We start from the raw sequence: 21,271 nt of genomic DNA on the forward strand, positions 1-21,271 counted from the left end.
GACGATGGTGCTGGCGATGTCGGTCGCCGCAACGTTTGCGACCACCGGCGCCGGCTTGGCGCAGACCAAGCTGAAATGGGCCCATGTCTACGAGACTTCGGAACCATTCCACACCGCGTCGGTCTGGGCCGCGCAGGAGATCGGCAAGCGTACCAACGGGCGCTACCAGATCGACGTCTATCCGGCCTCCCAGCTCGGCAAGGAAGCCGACATCAACCAGGGCCTTTCGCTCGGCTCGGTCGACATCATCATTTCCGGCTCGAGCTTCGCCGCCAAGAGCTTTCCGCCGATCGGCGTGACCTATTATCCCTACACCTTCCGCGATGCCGATCATCTGCTCGCCTACACCAAGAGCGACATCTTCAAGGAGCTAGCCAAGGGCTATGAGGACAAGAGCGGCCACCACATCGTCGCGGTGACCTATTACGGCGTGCGCCAGACCTCGTCGAACAAGCCGATCAAAACCTGCGCCGACATGAAGGGCCTGAAGATGCGTGTGCCCGATGTGCCGGCTTACCTTGCGATGCCGCGCGCCTGCGGCGCCAACACCGCGCCGATCGCGTTCGCCGAAGTCTATCTGGCGCTCCAGAACGGCACGGTCGAGGCTCAGGAGAATCCGCTGACCACGATCGAGGCGAAGAAGTTCTACGAGGTGCAGAAGCACATCGTGCTCACGGGCCATATCGTCGATCACCTCAATACGGTGATTGCGGGCGCGCTCTGGAAGAAGCTCAGCGACGAGGACAAGAAGATCTTCACCGACGTCGCGCAGGAGGCCGCTGCCAAGGCGACCGAGGAGATCAAGCAGAACGAGGCCAAGCTCGTCGCCTTCTTTAGGGAGAAGGGCCTGACCGTGACCGAGGTCGACAAGAATGAGTTCCGCGACACCGTGCTGAAGAACGTCTCGTTCGAGAGTTTTGGCTATCGCAAGGCGGATTGGGAACGGATCCAGGCGGTGAAATGACTCGCACGTCGTTCCGGGGCTCGCGAAGCGAGAACTATGGTGCGCAATTGCGCACCTGAGAATCTCGAGATTCCGGGTTCGGCTCTTCGAGCCGCCCCGGAATGACGGTTGAGAGATTGAAGGAGTAACCACATGTCCACCGCCGAGGTACACCGGCAGATCACCGGGGACGAAATCGCCCATACCTTCGAGGAGGAGGGAACGCCGAAGATCGATCTCGGCGTCTACGCTTTCGAGGATTGGGTGGCGCTGGCGATCTTCTGGGTGATGGCGCTCGCCGTCTTCCTGCAGTTCTTCACCCGCTATGTGCTCAACGACAGCTATGCCTGGACCGAGGAGATCGCGACCTACTGCCTGATCGGCGTGGTCTTCATCGGCGCCTCCATGTGCGTGCGGCTGTCGCGTCACATCCAGGTCGACCTGATCTACCGCTATCTGCCTGGTGCCGTCGCGCGGACGCTGTCTACGGTGATCGACCTGATCCGGATCGTCTTCTTCGGCTACGCCATCAAGCTGGTCTGGGTTTACATCCAGATCATCGGCGACGAGGCCATGACCACGATCAACTTTCCCAAGAACTACGTCTATTACGCGGTGCTGGCAGGTTTCGTGCTGATGTTCGCGCGCTCGTTGCAGGTCGCTCTGCAGCATTTGCGACAGGGCTATTCGATCCTCGAACGTCCCGGTGCCTACGACGGTTTTGAAGGGTAGTCTCATGCTGCTGTTGCTTGGCGGTTTTCTCGTCCTGATGTTGCTCGGCGTTCCCGTGGCGATTGCCATGGCCGCCTCGTCGCTGCTCTACATCCTCGTCAGCGGTGTAACGCCCGACGTCACACTGGCGCAGCGCATGATCGCGGGCGTCGAGAGCTTTCCGCTGCTCGCCGTGCCGTTCTTCATCCTGGCCGGCAATCTCATGAACATCGCGGGCGTTACGGGGCGTATCTACAAATTCGCGGTCGCGCTGGTGGGGTGGATGCGCGGCGGCCTCGGTCACGTCAACATCATCGGCTCGGTGATCTTCTCCGGCATGTCGGGCACCGCCATCGCGGATGCCGCCGGTCTCGGTACCATCGAGATCAAGGCGATGAAGGACCACGGCTACACCACCGAGTTCTCGGTCGGCGTCACCGCGGCCTCCGCGACGCTTGGGCCCATCATTCCGCCATCGCTGCCCTTCGTCATCTACGGCATGATGGCGAACGTCTCGATCGGCGCGCTGTTCCTGGGCGGCGTCATTCCCGGTGTCGTCCTGACGCTGCTGATGATGGCGACCGTCACCTACTTCGCGTACCGGAACAAATGGGGCAGCGACACGCCGTTCTCCTGGCCGCAGCTCGGCTCGGCCGGGCTCGAGATCGTCGTGGTGCTCGCATTCCCGCTCGCGATCTGGCTGATGGTGATGGCCGGCCTGTCGACCAATCTTGCGGTCGTCATCGGTCTCGGCACGCTGCTCGCGATCGACTGGTACTTCGACTTCTCGGCGGTGATGGCGCTGATGGCGCCCGTGATCCTGATCGGCGGCATGACGCTGGGCTGGTTCACGCCGACCGAAGCCGCCGTTGCCGCGGTGATCTGGTCGCTGTTCCTCGGCCTCGTGCGCTATCGCACCATGACCCTGAAGACGGTGGCGAAGGCGACTTTCGACACCATCGAGACCACGGCCTCGGTGCTGTTCATCGTCACGGCAGCCTCGATCTTCGCCTGGCTGCTGACGGTGTCGCAGGCTGCCCAGCTGCTCTCGGACTGGATGCTCAGCATCACCCACAACAAATGGGCATTCCTGGCGCTCGCCAACGTCCTGATCCTGTTCGTCGGCTGCTTCATCGACACCACGGCGGCGATCACCATCCTGGTGCCGATCCTGCTGCCGATCGTGCTCAAGCTGGGGATCGACCCGATTCATTTCGGCCTGATCATGACGCTGAACCTGATGATCGGCCTGTTGCATCCGCCGCTCGGCATGGTGCTGTTCGTGCTCGCCCGCGTCGCCAAGCTCTCGGTCGAGCGCACGACTGTGGCGATCCTGCCCTGGCTGGTGCCGTTGCTGCTCGCGTTGATCGCGATCACCTACATTCCTGAACTGACCCTCTGGCTGCCGAAATACATGGGACTCTCCAAATGACCTCGACCTCTCTCGCTGCGACACTGTTCGGACCCGAAGACCTGCGCATGATCGAGCATCCGCTCGGCAACCTTGCCGAGGGCATGGTGCGCATCCGCTTCGGCGCCGGCGGCATCTGCGGCTCGGACATGCATTACTTCCGCCACGCCCGGACCGGCGATTTCGTGGTGACGTCGCCGCTGGTGCTCGGTCACGAGATCTCCGGCGAGATCGTGGAGATCGCGGGCGCGGCGGCCAATCTGAAGGTCGGCGACCGCGTCGCGGTCAACCCCTCGCGCTGGTGCGGCCATTGCGGCGCCTGCCGCGAGGGCCGACAGAACCTCTGCGAGAACATCTACTTCATGGGCTCGGCGTCGAAGACGCCGCACATGCAGGGCGGCTTCGCCAATTACTTCGACGCGGTCCCCGCGCAGTGCGTGAAGATCCCTGACCACGTCTCCTATCAGGCGGCGGTGCTGGCCGAGCCGCTGGCGGTCTGCCTGCACGCCGTCGCGCGCGCCGGCAACATCCAGGGAAAGCGCGGCATCATCTTCGGCGCGGGCCCGATCGGGCTTCTGACCATGCTCGCCGCGCGCCGCGCCGGCCTGGCCGACGTCACCGTGGCCGATATCGCACCGGCGCCGCTGGCCTTCGCGACCAAGCTCGGTGCATCCCACGTCGAGAACGTCTCGGGCGGGGAAGAAGGCCTGAAGGCGCAGGCGGCATCGCGTCCCTATGACGTCGCGTTCGAAGTCTCCGGCACGGCCGCAGGGCTTGCCAGCGCGATCGGCATCATCAGGCGCGGCGGCGTGGTGGTGCAGATCGGCAATCTGCCGGGCGGCCAGATCCCGACGCCGTCGAATGCGGTGATGGCCAAGGAAATCGACCTGCGCGGCTCGTTCCGCTTCGGGCTCGAATTCATGACCGCGGTGGAACTGATCGGGGACGGCAGCGTCGACGTGCTGTCGCTGGTCACCGCCGAGCGGCCGCTCTCGACCGCGCCCGACGCGCTGCGCCTGGCGCTCGATCGCTCGCAGAGCGTCAAGGTCGTGCTGACCGCGAACTGATCGGAGAGGACCATGCTCGAGGGATGGCGCTGGTACGGGCCGGATGATCCGGTCTCGCTCGATGATGTCAGGCAGGCCGGGGCGAGCGATATCGTCTCGGCGCTGCATCAGGTCCCGATTGGGGAGGCCTGGACGCGCAAGGCGGTGGAGGAGCGCAAGAATTTCATCGAGAACGGCCAGCCGGGTCGCTCGCAGCTGACCTGGTCGGTCGTGGAATCGATTCCGATCCCCGACGACGTCAAGCGGCTCGGAGCCAAGGCGACCAAATCCATCGACGCCTGGATCGCGAGCCTGGAAGCCGTCGCAGCCTCGGGCATCAAGATCATCTGCTACAATTTCATGCCCGTGGTCGACTGGTGCCGCACCGATCTGGAATGGGAGCTGCCGAACGGCGCTCGCGCCATGCGCTTCGACCAGGATCGCTTTGCCGCCTTCGAGCTGCATATCCTGAAGCGGCCCGCCGCCGTCCAGGAGTATTCGCCGCAAGCGCAGGCGCGCGCCAAAGCGCTGTTCGAGAAGATGAGCGAGGCCGACATCGACTATCTCGTCAAGGTCATCGCCAGCGCGCTGCCCGGCTCGACCACCGAGCCGATGACCATCCCGCAATTCCGTGACCGGCTGGAGACCTATCGCGACATCACGCCAGGGGGGCTGCGGCAGCATCTCGCCGAGTTCCTCGCGCGCGTCACGCCGGTCGCCGAGCAGCTTGGCGTGTCGCTGACGCTGCATCCGGATGACCCGCCGCGGCCACTGTTCGGCCTGCCGCGCATTGCCTCTTCCGCCGATGACTATCAGGCGCTGTTCGATGCCGTGCCGTCGAAGGCGAACGGCATCTGCCTGTGCACGGGCTCGCTGGGGGTGCGGCCCGAGAACAATCTGCCTGAAATGGCCGAACGGTTCGGCCCGCGCATCGCCTTTGCCCATCTGCGCGCCACCAAGCGCGAGGCCGACGGCCTGTCGTTCTACGAATCCGATCATCTCGACGGCGACGTCGATATGGTCGCGGTGCTCAAGGCGTTGTTGAAGGAGAACGCGCGGCGGTCGCCGGACAAACAAATCGTGTTTCGTCCCGATCACGGCCACCGCATGCTCGACGATCTCGCCGCCACCAAGCGCACCAATCCCGGCTACACCGCAATCGGCCGCCTGCGCGGCCTCGCCGAGCTGCGCGGCGCGATCCGTGCGATCGGACATCGGTAGAGGACGAAGCTCGATCAACTGGTCTTTGCGAGCGCAGCGAAGCAATCCAGAATCCCTCCGCGGAACGACTCTGGATTGCTTCGCTACGCTCGCAACGACGGTGTGTGGAGATGTGATCCGGTCGACCGACGGCCAGCCGCACCTGTAATCTGCTTCACAGGCGGACGCGCCGATCTGCGTTAGATGAAGTCAGGCCCCGCGACTGCGCGGGCGGCTTCGGAGCTGGCGATGATTGCTGCACTGGCAAGAGCAATATCCCGCGCGACGGGAACCAACGTCGATATCGAGACCCTGAAGATCCTCGTGATCTTCTCTGGCGCTGGCCTCCTGGTCTCGCTCGTCGCCGCGATGATCTACGGACAGGCCCTCAACGCGGCTCTGTTCTGAGCTCGTTGGATCGGTCAGGCCACCGGATCCCTGGAACGGCTCCGCTCACGCGGCGCCAGCGGCGGTGCTTGCTTCAGGGGAGCGGCTTCCCGTGGTGCGGCATCGCCGCTCGATGCGTGCTCGGCCAGCGCGGGGCCGGTGTCGCGATAGGCGACGATCCAGATCAGAAAGCCCAGGACTGCCAGAGCAGCGCCGACCGGACCGGTGGAGGTCCAGCCCAGCCCCTGGCGAATGGCGAGGCCGCCGAGGAAGGGGCCGAGCGCATTGGCGGTGTTGAACGCCGAATGGTTGAGCGCGGCCGCGAGCGCCTGTGCATCTCCCGCAACGTCCATCAGCCGCGTTTGCAAGATGGCGCCGAGCGCGACGCTGGCGCCGATGGCGAAGATATCGATCGCGAGCAGCCAGGGATTGCCGGCAACGAGCGGAAAGACCAGCAGCGCCACGGCGGCAAAGATCAGGATGCCACCCGCCGTCGGCATCAGTGCCCGGTCGGCGAAGGGCGGCACGAACAGATTGCCGAGCGTGGCGCCGATGCCGAAGATTGCCAGGAAGAACGGGATGACCCCGGTGCTGACCTTGGTCACCTCGATCAATGTCGTCGCCAGATAGGTGTAGACGGCGAACATGCCGCCGAAGCCGATGGCGCTGATCGCGAGCGTCGTCCAGACGCGGCGGCTTCTGAGTGCACCGAGCTCGCGCAGCGGATTCGACCGGCCGGCCTGGTCGCGCGGCGCGAACAGCGCACAGAGCAGGACGGTGAGCAAGGCGAGCAGCGACACGAGGCCAAAGCTCGCGCGCCAGCCGACCATTTGGCCGATCAGGTTGGCCAGCGGCACGCCGATGATGGTGGCGACGGTCAGGCCCAGCATGACCTGACCGACCGCCTGTGAGCGCCGATGTTGCGGAACGAGCGAGGCCGCAACCAGCGCGGCGATGCCGAAATAGGCGCCGTGAGGCAGGCCTGAGAGGAAGCGGGCCGCGACCATCGAGCCAAAGCCGGGTGCCAGCGCGGTGAGGGCGTTGCCGATCGCGAACACGGCCATCAGCGCCAGCAGCTGGGTGCGCCGGGCGAACTTTGCGCCGAGCACGGCAATCAGCGGTGCGCCGAGCACCACGCCGAGGGCGTAGGCGCTGATCGCATATCCGGCGGTCGGCTCGTCGATATGAAGATCGGCCGCGAAGAACGGCAGCAGGCTCATTGATGCGAATTCGGTGGTTCCGATCGCAAAGCCGCCCATCGCGAGCGAGAACAGGACGATGGCGAGATGAGGGGGCGCTGAAGCCGATTTCGATGTCGTGCTTGGCGAAGTCGCGTGAGGCGAGGGCGTCATGGGTCCTGCATGGGGCAAGGGAAGTCAGCCCAGCGAACGTCGCCACCCCCTGCATTATCTGTCTCACCTACTTAAACCGGCGTCGGTCTGCGTCAACGGCGGAAGCGCTGCAAAGGCCAGCTGCATATCAGCGTCCCGGTTTGGTCAGGGCATGCGAAGCCTGCAACCGCATGGACGCCGTGCAGAACGATGCGGGGCAGCCGTGCAGCTGTTTCGGCTTGCACCTTATTTCCGCTTGTCTTACGCCACCTCGGAACAAATTTGCGCGAGGCCCTCGAGCGCATCGCCAAGCCTGCAGGGAGCTGTCATGACCATCAGAAACACCCGCACCGGGGGCCAGATCCTGATCGACCAGCTCGTCGCGCAGGGCGTCGAACGCGTCACCTGCGTGCCGGGCGAAAGCTATCTGGCGGCACTCGATGCGCTGCATGACAGCCCGATCGATGTGGTGATCTGCCGCGCCGAAGGCGGCGCCGCGATGATGGCGGAGGCCTATGGCAAGCTCACGGGACGGCCCGGCGTCTGCTTCGTCACGCGCGGTCCCGGCGCCACCAATGCCAGCCATGGCGTTCACATCGCAATGCAGGATTCCACCCCGATGATCCTGTTCGTCGGCCAGGTCGATACCGGCATGCGCGAGCGCGAAGCGTTCCAGGAGCTCGACTACAAGGCCGTGTTCGGCTCGATGGCGAAATGGGCCGTGGAGATCGATCGTCCCGATCGTATTCCGGAGCTGGTTGCGCGTGCCTTCCGCGTCGCCATGCAGGGCCGTCCGGGCCCTGTCGTGATCGCGTTGCCGGAGAACATGCTGACCGAGACCGCTGCTGTTGCCGACGCCATGCGTATCGAGCCTGCGGTGAGCTGGCCCGCACCTGCCGATATCGAGCGCCTCACTGCGATGCTTGCGAGCGCCAAGGCGCCGCTCGTCATCCTCGGGGGCTCGCGCTGGACCGATGACGCCACCAAGGGCATCGCGCGCTTTGCCGAGCGCTTCGACCTGCCGGTCGCCACCTCGTTCCGCCGGGCCTCGCTGATCGACGCCGATCATTCGCATTACGCCGGCGATCTCGGCATCGGACCGAGCCCCGGCCTGAAGGCGCGCGTCGAGGGCGCCGATGTCATTCTCCTCATCGGCGGCCGCATGTCGGAGATGCCGTCCTCGTCCTACACGCTGTTCGACATTCCCTCGCCGAAGCAGAAGCTGATCCACGTGCATCCGGGCTCGGAAGAACTCGGCCGCGTCTATCAGCCTGAGCTCGCGATCCAGGCGACGCCGGCCGCGTTCGCCGCCGCGGTCGAGACGCTGAAACCCTCTGGCGCCGTCGCCTGGAAGGGCGAAGCGGCCAAGGCGCATGCGGACTACCTCGCCTGGACCGACAAGGCGCGCGAGCTGCCGGGCACGTTCCAGTATGGCCAGGTCATGACCTGGCTGCGTGACCGCCTGCCGAAGGATGCGATCGTCTGCAACGGCGCCGGCAATTATGCCGGCTGGATCCATCGCCATCACCGCTTCCACAGTTTTGCCTCGCAGCTCGCGCCGACCTCGGGCTCGATGGGCTACGGCGTGCCGGCGGGCGTGCTGGCCAAGCGGCAATTTCCGGATCGAGTCGTGGTGGCTTTCGCCGGTGATGGCTGCTTCCTGATGAACGGCCAGGAGTTCGCGACCGCCGTGCAATACGACGCGCCGCTGATCGTCATCGTCGTCGACAATTCGCAATACGGCACCATCCGGATGCACCAGGAGCGTGATTATCCCGGCCGCGTCGTCGGCACCCAGCTCAAGAATCCAGATTTCGCGATGTATGCGAAGGCGTTCGGCGGCCATGGCGAGCGCGTCGAGCGCACCGAGGAATTCGCGCCGGCGTTCGAGCGTGCGCTCGCCTCCGGCAAGCCGTCGATCCTCCACTGCATCATCGATCCCAGAGCGATCTCGGTCGGTAAGGATTTTACGCCGGCGGCAAAGGCGTAAGCGATGTCGGGGGGCCGCCACGTCGCCATCATCGGAGCCGGCGCGATCGGCGTGATCAGCGCCATCGAGGCGCTGCGCGAGGGACATCGTGTCACGCTGATCGATGCGGGCGAGCCCGGTGGCGAACAGGCGGCGAGCTACGGCAATGCCGGCTGGCTGTCATCGCACTCGGTGATCCCGCCGGCGGAGCCGGGCGTCTGGAAGAAGGTGCCGGGCTATCTGATGGACCCGCTCGGCCCGCTGGCGATCCGCTGGTCGTACTTGCCGAAAGCGCTGCCCTGGCTGGTCAAGTACCTGCTCTCCGGCTGGACCGCGGCGCGGGTCGAGAAGACCGCGTTCGCGCTGCGCGACCTGCTCAAGGACGCACCGCTCTTGCATCGGAAGCTTGCGGAAGAAGCCGGCGTGCCCGAGCTGATCGAGCGCAACGGCGTCATGCACGTGTTCACCTCGCGCGGCAATTTCGACACCGATCTCGGCTGGCGCCTGCGCAGGAAGGTCGGCGTCGAGTGGCTCGAGCTTTCCGCCGACGAGATGCGCCAGCGCGAGCCGGAGCTGCATCCGCGCTATACCTTTGGCGTGGTGGTGGAGGAGGCCGGCCGCTGCCGCGATCCCGGCGCTTATGTCACTGCGCTTGCCCGGCATGCGCAGGCGAGCGGTGCAAAGCTCGTACGCGCCAAGGCGACGGGCCTGAAGCTGTCCGGCAACAAGCTCGTCGCCGTTCTCACCGAGACCGGCGAGATTGCTTGCGACGCCGCGGTGGTGGCCGCCGGCGCGCGATCGAGGCAGCTGACAGCATCGGTCGGCGATCCACTGCCGCTCGAGACCGAGCGCGGCTATCACGTCATGATCGAGAACCCTGAAACAGGTCCGCGCAGCTCGATGATGGCGTCCGACGCCAAGATGGTGGTGAACTGGACCGACAAGGGCCTGCGCGCCGCAGGCACGGTCGAGATCGCCGGCCTCGAGGCCGCGCCGAACTGGAAGCGCGCCGAGATCCTGCGCAACCACCTGCTCAGCATGTTTCCGAAACTGCCGAAGGACATTCCGGCCTCGCGGGTCAAGACATGGTTTGGGCATCGGCCGAGCATGCCGGACGGACGTCCCTGCATCGGCTATGCGCGCGCCTCGCGCGACATCGTCTATGCTTTCGGTCACGGCCATGTCGGCCTGGTCGGCTCGGCCCGCACCGGCCGGCTCGTCGCGCAGCTTTTGAGCGGCAAGGAGCCTGAAATTCCGCTCGCGCCGTTTTCGCCCAACCGCTTTCTCTGAGATCGCACCATGAGCAACGCAGCCAACTCGACCTCTCGCATCGCCCGCGGCGGCAAGGCGATCTACGGCGCGCCGCTCGGCATTTTGATGCTGGAAGCGCGCTTCCCCCGTATCCCCGGCGACATGGGCAACGGCACGACCTGGCCATTCCCCGTGCTCTATCGCGTGGTGAGCGGCGCCTCGCCGGAGAAGGTGGTGCTGAAAGGCGCGGCGGGCCTGCTGCCCGACTTCATCGACGCGGCGAAGGATCTGGTGCGGCTCGGGGCCGAGGCCATCACCACCAATTGCGGCTTCCTCTCGCTGTTTCAGAAGGAGATCGCCTCCGCGGTCGGCGTTCCCGTCGCGACCTCGTCGCTGATGCAGGTGCCGTGGGTGCAGGCAACCTTGCCTCCGGGCAAGCGCGTCGGTCTCGTCACAGTATCAGGATCGACCCTGACGCCGGCCCATCTCGAAGGCGCCGGCGTGCCGCTCGATACGCCTGTCGCCGGCACCGAGCACGGCAAGGAATTCTTTCGCGTCCTGATCAAGGCCGAGAAGGAAGACATGGACGTCGCGCAGGCCGAGCGTGATGTGGTCGAGGCCGGCAAGGAGCTCGTCGCTAAAAATCCTGACGTCGGTGCGATTGTGCTCGAATGCACCAACATGCCGCCGTATGCAGCGGCCTTGCAGGCCGAGGTCGGCTTGCCCGTCTACGACATCTATTCCATGATCACCTGGTTTCACGCCGGACTGCGCCCGCGCGTGTTTGGCTGATGCGAATTGACGTCCGGCAGGGCGTACTTGTTGTGAGGCGACCGGTTCGCGCTTCACTCCGCCGCCACCGTGATCCCGTGGCCCAGCCGCTTCGAAATCCCGCCGGCGCAATCCCGCAAGGCATGCGCGATCGGGCTGTCCCAGCGCGCGTCAAAAGTGCCTTCCGGTCCCATCGCGGTGATGACCAGCGCGACGTGGCCGGCATGGTCGAACACGGGTGCGGAGAATGCGTTGACGCCGGGCAGGGGATCGCCGAGGGCGCGGGCGAGACCGTGCTTGCGGACTTCGGTGAGCATCTCGGCGACCTTTGGGCCTTTCACGGCGCGCTTCGGATTGTAACCGACGCCCTGGCGATCGAGCCCGCTTTCGAGTGCGGCGTTGATGGTCTGCTCCGGCAAGAACGCCGCGAAGGCGCGCCCGGTGGCCGTCTCCAGCAACGCCATCACCGAGCCCGGTCGCATCACGATGTGGACGGGCTGGGCCGGCTCTTCGATCTGCACCACGGTCGGTCCATGCGTGCCCCAGACCGCGAGCGAGACCGCATGTCCGATCTGGCTCGCGAGCGCGGCGATTTTCGGTCCGGCGATGCGCACGCCCGAGAGACGACGCAGGCTGATCAGGCCGAGTTCGAGCGCCAGCGCGCCGATCTCGTAGCGGCCGGTGGTCTCGTCCTGCTCGATCAGGCCGATGCGGGAGAAGCTGGCGAGATAAGGATGCGCCTTGGCCGGCGTCATGCCGGCCTCGCGGGCGAGATCGCGCAGCATCATCGGCTCGCCGCATCTGGCGAGCGCACGGAGCAATTCTCCGCCGACCTCGATCGACTGGATGCCGCGGCTTTCTCTCTTCATGCGCCTCCGATGCGCTCGAGTTCTCGCTTGAGCATGATCTTTTCGGAAAACCGCCGCACACTTTGCGCTAACGCGGCCCTTCGGGTCCGGATCATGCCCTACGCCGCGTCGCGCTTGGCGGCGCTGTCGGCGAGATGACGGCCGGCAATGTAGCCGAAGGTCAGCGCCGGCCCAAGCGTGATGCCGGCGCCGGGATAATTGCCGCCCATGATGCTCGCCATGTCGTTGCCGGCGGCATAGAGCCCCGGAATCACCCGGCCCTCGGCGTCGAGCGCGCGGGCGTTCTCGTCGGTGACGATGCCGGCATAGGTGCCGAGATCGCCGATCACCATCTTGATGGCGTAGAATGGCCCATTCTCGATCGGCGCAACGCAGGGGTTGGGCCCGTGCAGCGCATCGCCCTGGTAGCGGTTATAGGCTTTCGAGCCCTTGCCGAAGGCGGCATCAAAGCCCAGCGGCGCGGTCGCATTGAATTGCCTGACGGTCTCGACGAAGGCCTTGGCATCGATGCCCGCCTTCGCGGCGAGCGCCTCCAGCGTATCTCCGCGCATGAGATAACCGGTATCGAGGTGATGACCCAGCGGCATCGGAAAGGGCGGCACGCAGCCGAGGCCGTATTTCCGCAGCGTCTTGTGATCGCAAACGAGGTAGGCCGCGATCTCCTCGCCGGGCTTGGAGGCCTTGACCATGGCCTGGACGAAGTCGTGATAGGAATTGCCTTCATTGGCAAAGCGCTTGCCGTCGCGCATCACTGCGATCACACCGGGCTTGGCGCGGTCGATGAAATGCGGCATCACGCCCTTCGAGCCGTCCTTGCGCGTGGTCAGCGACACCGGCACCCACGCCGCCGCGTTCGGCAGCCGATTCTCGATGCGTCCGCCGGCGCTCTCGGCGAGGCGCAAGCCGTCCCCGGTATTGCCGGTCGGCCCAGGCGAAAAATGCTCGTTTCCGGTCGGCGCATGCGGGAACATCTTCTTGCGCCGCGCGACATCATGCGGGAAGCCGCCGCAGGCGAGCACGACGCCTTGCCGTGCGCGGACGCGCACGTCGCGTCCCTCGCGCGAGACGATCGCACCGGTGACCGCGCCATTCTCGACCGTGAGCTCGCGCAGCGGCGAGGACAGCCACATGGGTATGTTCAGATCCTGCGCGGATTTCGCGAGGCGCCCGGCCAGCGCGTTGCCGTTGGTGAGCGTCATGCCGCGGCCGTAACGCAGCACGTCCATCAAATGCCGCGACAATCGCTTGGCGACGTACACCGCTGATGTCAGCGACTTCGTCACCCGCATGAAGTGGATGATCTCCTTGCCTGACCCCAGCATCATGCCGAACACGGTGAGCTCGGGCAGCGGCATGCCGAGCGACTTGATGAGCTCGCCGAGCTCGCGACCGTCGAATGGACGGGTCACCATGGAGCGGCCGCCCTGCGCGCCGCCGGGCGCTTCCGCGTGGTAGTCCGGAAACACCAGCGGCATGTCGAAGCGGAGCGCCGTCTTGGTGGTGAAGAAATCGACGGCCTCGGGGCCGGCGGACAGAAACGCATCGACGCGCGCGGCGTCGAAATTGTTGCCGGCCTCGTGCCGCAGGTAGGTGCGGGCCTGCTCCGGCGTCTCCTCGATGCCATAGGCCTTCGCCAGCGACGTGCCGGGAATCCAGAGCCAGCCGCCGGAGCGGGCGGTGGTGCCGCCGAACCGCGGCTCCTTCTCGGCGATCAGCACGTCGAGGCCGCGATATCTCGCAGTGATCGCGGCCGACATGCCGGAGCAGCCCGATCCGGCGACGAGCACGTCGCATTCGTAAGTCTCAATTGCGCTCTGCTCGCTGCCGCTCATGTCTCACCTCACTTCTTCAAGAGTGGGCATTTGGATTCGGAGACCGGGCGGAAGGCGTCCTCGCCCTTCACGGACTTGATGATCTCCAGATAGTCCCAGGGCTCCTTGGACTGCTCGGGCGCCTTCACCCTGGCCAGATACATGTCGCGGATGACACGGCCGTCTTCGCGCAACTTGCCGCCATGGACGAATGTATCCTCGATCGGCAGCTCGCGCATCTTCGCCATCACCTTGGCCGGATCGTCGGTGCCGGCTGCCTTGATGGCCTTGAGATAATGCAGCACCGAGCCGTAGACGCCGGTGTGGATCATGGTCGGCATCACGTTGGTGCGCGCGAAGAATTTTTTCGACCAAGCGCGGGTTGCCTCGTCCATGTTCCAGTAGGAGGCGGTGGTCATGTAGGTGCCCTGCGCGGCCTTCAGCCCGATCGCATGTACGTCGGTGTCGAACATCAGGAGGCCGACGAGCTTCTGGCCGCCCTGGACCAGGCCAAACTCGCCCGACTGCTTGATCGCATTATCGGTGTCCTGGCCGGCATTGGCGAAGGCGACGACGTCGGCTTTGGAGCTCTGTGCCTGCAGTGCAAAGGAGGAGAAGTCGGCGGTGTTGGTCGGATGCTTCACGCCGCCGAGCACCTTGCCGCCCATCTCGTTGATGAAGCGCGTGGCGTCCTTCTCGAGCTGCTGGCCGAAGGCGTAGTCCGCCGTGACGAAGTACCAGGATTTACCGCCCTCCTTGATTACCGCGGAGGCCGTCACCTTCGACAGCGCGTAGGTGTCGTAGGTGAAGTGCACAGTGTTCGGGCTGCACAGCTCGTCGGTCAGCGAGCTTGCACCGGGGCCGGAGAGCAGGGCGATCTTGTTGCGCTCGCGCACCATGTTGTGCACGGCGATGGCGATGCCGGAATTGGGGATGTCGACGACGGCGTCGACCTTGCCGTTGTCGAACCAGCCACGCACGATATTTACGCCGACGTCGGTCTTCATCTGATGGTCGGCGCTGATGATCTCGATCGGCTTGCCGAGCACGGTCGGCCCGAACTCCTCCACCGCCATCTTGGCGGCCTCGACCGAGCCCGGCCCGGAGTTGTCGCGCCCCCAGCTCGACAGATCCGTCAGCACACCGATCCGCACCGCGTCGTCGGAGACTTGCGCGGTGGCGGCCGTGGTCGTGGCAGCCGAAATCATCGCCGCGAGCATGGCGCAGGCCAAAAGCCCTCTCATCGTCGTTCCCTCTTCTTGGGCCGCTTGGACGCGGCCGGTTGTTTCTGGAGCCAAATTAGATAATGGCGAATGAGTTTGTCAATGGTGAATGGGCGCTCGGAAGCGGTGGTACTCGATGCTCTTGTGTCCCGGACGCGCCGCAACGCCTCTTAGCGTTGCGGCGCAGAGCCCCATGCCGGCACCGAGTGCTCGTGAAGTATGGGCCCGGCTCTGCAGCGCATCACCATAGCGCGTCAAAGACGCGCGTAACCGCGCTTGTGGTGCTGCTCAGCGTCCGGGGCACGAGAGCGAACACAACACCTCCGCAGGTTGCAACCCTCACTGCGATTGGCCATGATGCCCGCGGAATTAGGGGCGGATGTCATGACAGCAGCAACGGGGGTCTCCGCTGCGGCGGAGAGGTCGACGACGGCGCATGTGGTGTGGGCGAGCGCGCTCGGCACTGCGATCGAGTGGTACGACTTCCTGATCTACGGCACCGCCGCCGCACTCGTGCTCAACAAGCTGTTCTTTCCGAGTTTCGATCCCTTTGTCGGCACGCTGGCGGCGTTCTCGACCTATGCGGTCGGCTTCGTGGCGCGGCCGATCGGCGGCGCGATCATCGGGCATTATGGCGACCGGCTCGGCCGCAAGACCATGCTGGTCGCGACCATGATCGCGATGGGGCTCGGCACCTTCCTGATCGGCTGCCTGCCGACCTACAGCCAGATCGGCGTGTGGGCGCCGATCCTGCTGGTGATCCTGCGCTTCGTGCAGGGCATCGGTCTCGGCGGCGAATGGAGCGGCGCGGTGGTCATGGTGGTCGAGCATGCCGGCGTCAGGCGCGGCTTTTACGGCAGCTTGGTACAGATTGGCTTTCCCGTCGGTGTTGCCGCCTCCACCGGCATTTTCGGGCTGATGACGCAGCTACCCGAGGCTGACTTCCTGAGTTGGGGCTGGCGCGTGCCGTTCTGGATCAGCATTGTGCTGGTCGGCGTCGGTTTCATCGTGCGGATGAGGCTGGCGGAAACGCCGCATTTCAAGGAGGTGGTCGAGCGCAAGGAAGTGCTGGCGCAGCCGGTCTGGGACGTTCTGCGCCGCGACTGGCGCAGTTTTCTGCTCGCGATCGGCATCACGGTGTCGGAAGTCGGGCTCGCTTATCTCCTCACCGTCTTCACCGTGGTCTATGCCACGACGAAGCTCGGCCTGTCGCGCCAGGTGATCCTGAATGCGGTGGTCTATGCCGCAATCGTCGAACTCGCGACGCTGCCGCTGGCGGGGTGGCTCTCCGATATCTTCGGCCGCAAGGCGCTCTATCTTGCCGGCGGCGTGTTCTCGGTGGCGCTGGCGTTTCCGCTGTTCTGGTTTCTCGACACCAAAGAGCCGGCGCTGATCACGCTGGCGCTCATCGTCACGATGACGCTGACGCATGCGCTGCTGTTCGGGCCCAAGGCCGCCTTCATGCCGGAGTTGTTCCGCACCCAGGTGCGCTACAGCGGCGCCTCGCTCGGCGCAAATGTCGCAGCCGCCTTGAGCGGCGGCCTCTCGCCGCTGATCGCGGCCGCGCTGCTGGCCTGGGCCGGCACCTACTGGCCGGTGTCGATCTACATCATCGCGCTCTCGATCATCACCATTGTCGCGACACTGATAACGCCGGAGACGGCGCGCGACGGCTTGAAATAGCGGCTTGCGTCAGCGACAGACAGCAGCGTCCCGCATCACCAGGAAGGTGATGCTGGCGGGCGGTAGCCGGAGCAGACCGGCCGGCGCGGTGCGCGCCGCAAGGCGCGGCAGGTCGTCATGGGCGCCCAATTCCAGCGGTTCGCCATTCAGCCGGACGGTCGAACTTTGCAGGCGATCGGCCTGCAGCGTGTAGTGCTCGGCAGGGCCTTCCAGCGTCAGGAGGCGCGTTGCGTTCAGCGACGTGCTGATGAGGAGCACGGAGATGGCTCCCTTCGTCGCAGGATGACAATGCGCGTAGATGTGAAGGCCTGGCATCGCGGCCGTTCCCGCCTCGAGCACGGTCGTGCCCATCAGGCGTCGCCAGAGTAATGCGGCCCAATAATTCGGCCGCGGACGAAACGAGCGCTCGTCGAGCAGCCCGTAATCACTGGCCGCGAGCGTGTTGTGCATCACCACCTGCACGCCTGATTTCGCCAGACGGCCGAGTTGATCAAGATAGCGAAACGTATCGAGGAACGTCGCATCCCAGGGATTGCCGCCGCAGGCCGCATCCGCCGTTTCCGTCAACCAGATCGGCTTGCCCGGCGCGAATGCGTCGCGCAGCGCGCGGTAGATGGCGAGACTGGCGTCGCTGCGCGTCAGCCAGTCTTCTGACAACGCCTGCGACGGATCGTCATGCAGGCCACAGCGGGGCGAGAGCGTGTTGTAGTGATGATAGGAGAAGCGATCGAGACCCGGCCCCGACGCAGCGAGCAAATCGCGCGTGTGGATGGCGGTCGTGCCCGGAGCTGGAGAGTCGCCGATCGAGGCCGGGCCGACGACCAATGTCTCCGGAGACGAACGCCGGATCCACGCACGGAATGTCCCGAAGTCGCGGCCATACGCATCCGCGTTGTATCCGGACGGCGCACCATTGTTCGCCGCCAGCGTAGGCTCGTTCATGAATTCAGCGGCGGCGATGCGGCCGCCCAACGCGCGGGTCATGTCGACGAGGCGCTGCGCCTGATCCGGCATCCACGCGCCATTTGCGTCGCGGCTGCCGGGGCTGACCGCAAAGGACGTCACGATCTCCGCATCGACCGCGCGGGCGAAGTCGATGACGCCGCGCCATTGGGCGCGGTTGAGCACGGTGTTGAAGCCGGCAGGCGGAGCGGCCGGTGCCTTTTCGGTGTCCGCAACGTAGGTGGCGTTCGCCCAGCTGCCACTGATGCGCACATAAGCTGGCGACAGCGCTGCTGCGAGCATGCGAAGGCGGGGGCTGGCGAGATCGATCGGTGGCCTGTTGCTGTAGCGATCGCGCTGCATCCGGTCCTGCGCGTAAGGTTTCCAGAAGCGGCCGCCGGTCACTTCCACCATCTCGACATTGTAGGATTGGAAGCGCGCATCGATCGTGCCGATCGCCTTCATGCGCGAAGGCGCGATAGCAATGTCGCCGGCGTGCGCCGCGCATGCTGCCAAGGCGACGAGCAGGACGCTCGTCATCGCGCCTGCTGCTTGACCGGCCTGGCGCGCTCGGAATCGCGGCCCGCCGTGTACGGCCCAGTGCCTCGTCATGCGTTGCCGGTCCACATGCACCAGAGCCAACCGTGAGCTTGCCCAGATCGACCACCGTATCTCCATTTTGCTTCGCCCCGGCAGGGGGGAGCTTGCCGGGGGGGCCGCTACGGTCCCGGGCAGCCGGCTTTCGCAAGCGCGAAAGGAGATGTCCCGGCGCGTGACCATCGATCAAAAAAAATTCGACAGCCCTCTTGAATCCGATTTGCGATTTTCTAAGTCGTCTTTCGCCGCGAGAGCGGTGTGTCGGATGCCAGATCGGGTCCGGCACGGGCGCCGGGCCGGTCTTCGGACCCTGTCTGATACCCTGTCCTGCGCTCCTTCGTATCCATCTTGCTCTTAGGAGGACTTGGTTATGAGGACCAGTTTCGACTTTGCGCCCCTGTGGCGTTCCACCATCGGCTTCGATCACCTGGCCGACCTCGTCGACAGCACGCTGCGCCAGGCGACCGAGGACAATTATCCCCCCTACAACATCGAACGCTCCGGTGAAGATCACTACCGGATCAGCCTTGCCGTGGCAGGTTTCAGCCCTAGCGATATCACCGTGACGGCTGAGCAGAATGCGCTCACCATCGAGGGCAGGAAGCCCGAGACCGCTGCGCGCGAATACCTGTACCAGGGCATCGCTGCGCGCCCGTTCCGGCGCGTGTTCAACCTCGCCGACTACGTCCAGGTGAAGCAGGCTTCCTTCCAGGACGGTCTGCTGATCATCGAGCTCGTCCGCGAGGTTCCGGAAGCCATGAAGCCGCGACGGATTCCGATCGCGGGTGGCACTCCTGCGGCATCGCAGATCGAGCAGAAGAAAGCAGCCTGAGCGTTCGATCGGTCGAGTAGCGGAACGCGGCGTGCGGATGCGCGCCGCGCTCCCCGATGCATCAAGGAGAGAAAAATGGCTTTTCGTGACCTCATTCCCTGGTCAGGGAAACAGGAGCTTGCGCCTGCGCGCGACAGTTTCGATCCATTCCTGACGCTTCATCGCGAAATGAACCGTCTGTTCGACGACGTCTTTCGCGGCTTCGGCGGGACCGGCCTGTCGCCGCTGATGGAAGGCCGCTTCGGCTGGCCGAAGCTCGAGCTCAGCGAGACCGACAAGATGTTGACTGTCTCGGCCGAGCTGCCCGGCCTGAACGAGAAGGACGTCCAGGTCGAGATCGCCAATGGCATCCTGACCGTGCGCGGCGAGAAAAAGGCAGAGCGCAACGGCGAAGGCAGATACTTCACCGAGCGCTATTACGGCGCCTTCGAGCGGCAGATCCCGTTGGAGGGCGTCGAGGAGGACAAGGCCGAGGCGTCGTTCAAGGACGGCGTCCTGACCGTGTCGCTGCCGAAATCCGAGAAGGCGCGCGAGGGCGTCAAGCGCATCGCGATCAACACGCATTAACATGAAACCGGACGGCGGCCATGCGCCGCCGTCCTCGTCAACAAACCCGTCCCTTTGAAAGGAGCATGAGGGAGGCACTGTCAATGACCAACGTGAATGCCAACGCCAGCACTCTCAATCCGCTGTTTCATCCCGCTGCCCATTACGACTCGCCTGCCGAGGTCCTGAATGCGCAGGAGCTCTCCACGCCGGAGAAGCGTATCATCCTGTCGTCCTGGGCGTCCGACATGTATGCGGTGGAATCCTGTCCTGCCCTGCGCGAGATTCCTGGCATGAGCCATACGGTCCGGCTCGCCGATATCCTGGCTGCCCTGCGCAAGCTCGACGGGGACAACGACAATGACGACCCGCCGCGCGGCGGCGGCGTCCCGATGCGGCTGCGGCGGCCATGGGCCGCCGTAGAGGGGCGAAGCGCATGATGCTGACGCAGACCGTTCTCGCACTTGCGCTGCTCGGCCAGGTCTCGGCGGCCTGGGCTGTTCCATTTCTGGCTCTGCAAGGCCTTGTCGCCGCGTCACGTGGCGAGAGCTGAGGCCGGAGTCTTCCATTCCGATCCGAGGTTAGGTGGCAGGTGATGACGATGCGTGCTGTGCGTCCGTTCTTGCTGGCGATGCTGGTGCTGACGCTCACGGCGTCACAGCCTGCCGCCGGCCAAATCCCCGATTTCAAGACCGGCGGCTCGGTGCCGACCCTGGCGCCGCTGGTGCGTCAGGTGACGCCGGCCGTCGTCAACATCTCCGTTCACGGCCGGGTGCGCGAGGACAATCCACTCTATCGCGATCCGGTGTTTCGCGAGTTCTTCGACGTACCCCGGCAGATCGAGAAGGAGGTCAGCGCGACCGGCTCCGGTGTCATTGTCGATGCCCAGCGCGGCTACGTGTTGACCAATAATCACGTGGTCGAAGGTACCTCCGCGGTGCAGGTCACGACCAAGGACGGCAGGCAGTTTTCCGCTAAGGTCATCGGCCGTGATCCGCCCACGGACATCGCGGTGCTCCAGCTCCAGAGTCCGGTCGGTCTCAAGGCGCTCGCCTTCGGCGACAGCGACGCGCTGGAGGTCGGCGACTTCGTGCTCGCGATCGGCAATCCCTTCGGCCTTGGTCAGACGGTCACGTCCGGTCTCGTCAGCGCGCTCGGCCGGACCGGCCTCGGCAAGCAGGGTTATGAGGATTTCATCCAGACGGATGCCGCGATCAATCCCGGCAATTCCGGCGGGGCGCTGGTCAGCCTGCGCGGCGAGCTCGTCGGCATCAACTCCGCGATCATCTCGCCCGCCGGCGGCAATGTGGGCATCGGCTTTGCCATTCCCGTCAATATGGCGCGCAAGGTGATGGAGCAGATCATTGCCAATGGCCGCGTCGAGCGCGGCCGCATCGGTGTCTCGCTCAGGGATCCGCATCCATCGGTCAACAGGCGGCTGATGAAAGGTGCCGTCATCGCCGAGATCGCCGCGGACTCGCCCGCCGAGCAAGCAGGCTTGCGGAAGGGCGACATCATCACCAGGGCAGATGATCGTCCGATCCACACCGCCACCCAGCTCCGCAACACGATCGGCCTTGCGCGCATCGGCGAGGATGTGAAGCTCGCTGGGCTGCGCAACGGTGTGCCGTTCGCGGTTGTGGTCAGAGTGGCGCCCGCGACGGAATCGAGCAGCGCGCTCGCAGGCCCCGGTCGCTTTCTGCGCTGAAGCGCGATGAGATCAGGTTCGATCGGCGCCCGGGTTCACC

Annotated in this window: 19 protein-coding genes; 14 read left to right on the forward strand and 5 right to left on the reverse strand. The window is 65.2% G+C overall.

Annotation, left to right across the window (positions count from 1 at the left end; translation table 11 throughout):
- The first annotated feature begins 4 nt into the window (after positions 1–4).
- The 6 genes from BM374_RS23725 to BM374_RS38710 all read left to right on the forward strand — a co-directional run bounded on the left by BM374_RS23725 (position 5) and on the right by BM374_RS38710 (position 5,719).
- Positions 5–964, forward strand: coding sequence for a sialic acid TRAP transporter substrate-binding protein SiaP (locus tag BM374_RS23725; protein WP_092298027.1), 960 nt, complete (start codon positions 5–7; stop codon positions 962–964).
- A 132-nt stretch (positions 965–1,096) separates the two neighbouring features.
- Positions 1,097–1,675, forward strand: coding sequence for a TRAP transporter small permease (locus tag BM374_RS23730; protein ID WP_092297413.1), 579 nt, complete (start codon positions 1,097–1,099; stop codon positions 1,673–1,675).
- A 4-nt stretch (positions 1,676–1,679) separates the two neighbouring features.
- Positions 1,680–3,086 carry a TRAP transporter large permease gene (locus tag BM374_RS23735; RefSeq protein WP_092297416.1) on the forward strand — a complete coding sequence of 469 codons (1,407 nt, stop codon included), beginning with the start codon at positions 1,680–1,682 and terminating at the stop codon, positions 3,084–3,086.
- Positions 3,083–4,132, forward strand: a complete 1,050-nt coding sequence (locus BM374_RS23740) for an L-idonate 5-dehydrogenase (RefSeq protein WP_092297419.1) — start codon at positions 3,083–3,085, stop codon at positions 4,130–4,132. The genes BM374_RS23735 and BM374_RS23740 overlap by 4 nt, the downstream gene beginning before the upstream one ends.
- 12 nt (positions 4,133–4,144) lie before the next feature.
- Positions 4,145–5,332, forward strand: a complete 1,188-nt coding sequence (gene uxuA, locus BM374_RS23745) for a mannonate dehydratase (RefSeq protein WP_092297422.1) — start codon at positions 4,145–4,147, stop codon at positions 5,330–5,332.
- A gap of 228 nt (positions 5,333–5,560) precedes the next feature.
- Positions 5,561–5,719, forward strand: a complete 159-nt coding sequence (locus tag BM374_RS38710; protein ID WP_164934211.1) for a hypothetical protein — start codon at positions 5,561–5,563, stop codon at positions 5,717–5,719.
- A 14-nt stretch (positions 5,720–5,733) separates the two neighbouring features.
- Here BM374_RS38710 and BM374_RS23755 read toward each other — a convergent pair whose 3' ends face one another.
- Entirely contained in the window at positions 5,734–7,050 is a 1,317-nt protein-coding gene (locus BM374_RS23755; RefSeq protein WP_244552677.1) for an MFS transporter, read from the reverse strand.
- 307 nt (positions 7,051–7,357) lie between these two features.
- Here BM374_RS23755 and BM374_RS23760 point away from each other — a divergent pair, with 307 nt between their 5' ends.
- From BM374_RS23760 to BM374_RS23770, 3 genes are read left to right on the forward strand one after another with little or no spacing between them, the layout of a single operon-like run.
- A complete protein-coding gene (locus tag BM374_RS23760; RefSeq protein ID WP_092297428.1) occupies positions 7,358–9,019 on the forward strand; it encodes a thiamine pyrophosphate-binding protein in 1,662 nt (553 codons plus the stop codon).
- 3 nt (positions 9,020–9,022) lie between these two features.
- Entirely contained in the window at positions 9,023–10,288 is a 1,266-nt protein-coding gene (locus BM374_RS23765) for an NAD(P)/FAD-dependent oxidoreductase (RefSeq protein WP_092297431.1), read from the forward strand.
- 9 nt (positions 10,289–10,297) lie between these two features.
- Positions 10,298–11,041: an aspartate/glutamate racemase family protein gene (locus BM374_RS23770; protein WP_092297434.1), complete on the forward strand. Its 744-nt coding sequence runs from the start codon at positions 10,298–10,300 to the stop codon at positions 11,039–11,041.
- A 53-nt stretch (positions 11,042–11,094) separates the two neighbouring features.
- On the opposite strand, the gene BM374_RS23775 is transcribed toward BM374_RS23770, so the two are convergent.
- The 3 genes from BM374_RS23775 to BM374_RS23785 all read right to left on the reverse strand — a co-directional run bounded on the left by BM374_RS23775 (position 11,095) and on the right by BM374_RS23785 (position 14,944).
- A complete protein-coding gene (locus BM374_RS23775; protein WP_092297437.1) occupies positions 11,095–11,889 on the reverse strand; it encodes an IclR family transcriptional regulator in 795 nt (264 codons plus the stop codon).
- Between the two features lie 98 nt (positions 11,890–11,987).
- Positions 11,988–13,721 carry an FAD-dependent oxidoreductase gene (locus BM374_RS23780; RefSeq protein ID WP_092297440.1) on the reverse strand — a complete coding sequence of 578 codons (1,734 nt, stop codon included), beginning with the start codon at positions 13,719–13,721 and terminating at the stop codon, positions 11,988–11,990.
- Between the two features lie 8 nt (positions 13,722–13,729).
- Positions 13,730–14,944: an ABC transporter substrate-binding protein gene (locus BM374_RS23785; RefSeq protein WP_092297443.1), complete on the reverse strand. Its 1,215-nt coding sequence runs from the start codon at positions 14,942–14,944 to the stop codon at positions 13,730–13,732.
- Between the two features lie 363 nt (positions 14,945–15,307).
- On the opposite strand from BM374_RS23785, the gene BM374_RS23790 reads away from it, so the two are divergent.
- Complete coding sequence (locus BM374_RS23790) at positions 15,308–16,606, forward strand: MFS transporter (protein ID WP_092297446.1); 1,299 nt, start codon at positions 15,308–15,310, stop codon at positions 16,604–16,606.
- Between the two features lie 9 nt (positions 16,607–16,615).
- Here the strand turns inward: BM374_RS23790 and BM374_RS23795 are convergent, their stop codons facing one another.
- Positions 16,616–18,088 carry a glycosyl hydrolase family 79 N-terminal domain-containing protein gene (locus tag BM374_RS23795; RefSeq protein ID WP_092297449.1) on the reverse strand — a complete coding sequence of 491 codons (1,473 nt, stop codon included), beginning with the start codon at positions 18,086–18,088 and terminating at the stop codon, positions 16,616–16,618.
- Between the two features lie 427 nt (positions 18,089–18,515).
- On the opposite strand from BM374_RS23795, the gene BM374_RS23800 reads away from it, so the two are divergent.
- The 4 genes from BM374_RS23800 (at position 18,516) to BM374_RS23815 (ending at position 21,231) form a co-directional block, all read left to right on the forward strand.
- Complete coding sequence (locus BM374_RS23800; RefSeq protein WP_092297452.1) at positions 18,516–18,977, forward strand: Hsp20 family protein; 462 nt, start codon at positions 18,516–18,518, stop codon at positions 18,975–18,977.
- A 75-nt stretch (positions 18,978–19,052) separates the two neighbouring features.
- Positions 19,053–19,544: an Hsp20/alpha crystallin family protein gene (locus BM374_RS23805; protein WP_092297455.1), complete on the forward strand. Its 492-nt coding sequence runs from the start codon at positions 19,053–19,055 to the stop codon at positions 19,542–19,544.
- A gap of 83 nt (positions 19,545–19,627) precedes the next feature.
- Positions 19,628–19,963 (forward strand): hypothetical protein, encoded by a 336-nt coding sequence (locus BM374_RS23810; protein ID WP_092297458.1) that lies wholly within the window; start codon positions 19,628–19,630, stop codon positions 19,961–19,963.
- A 152-nt stretch (positions 19,964–20,115) separates the two neighbouring features.
- Positions 20,116–21,231 (forward strand): trypsin-like peptidase domain-containing protein, encoded by a 1,116-nt coding sequence (locus tag BM374_RS23815; protein ID WP_244552678.1) that lies wholly within the window; start codon positions 20,116–20,118, stop codon positions 21,229–21,231.
- The last annotated feature ends 40 nt before the right edge of the window (positions 21,232–21,271 follow it).

The organism is Bradyrhizobium sp. Ghvi, assembly GCF_900115265.1.
Lineage (GTDB): Bacteria > Pseudomonadota > Alphaproteobacteria > Rhizobiales > Xanthobacteraceae > Bradyrhizobium.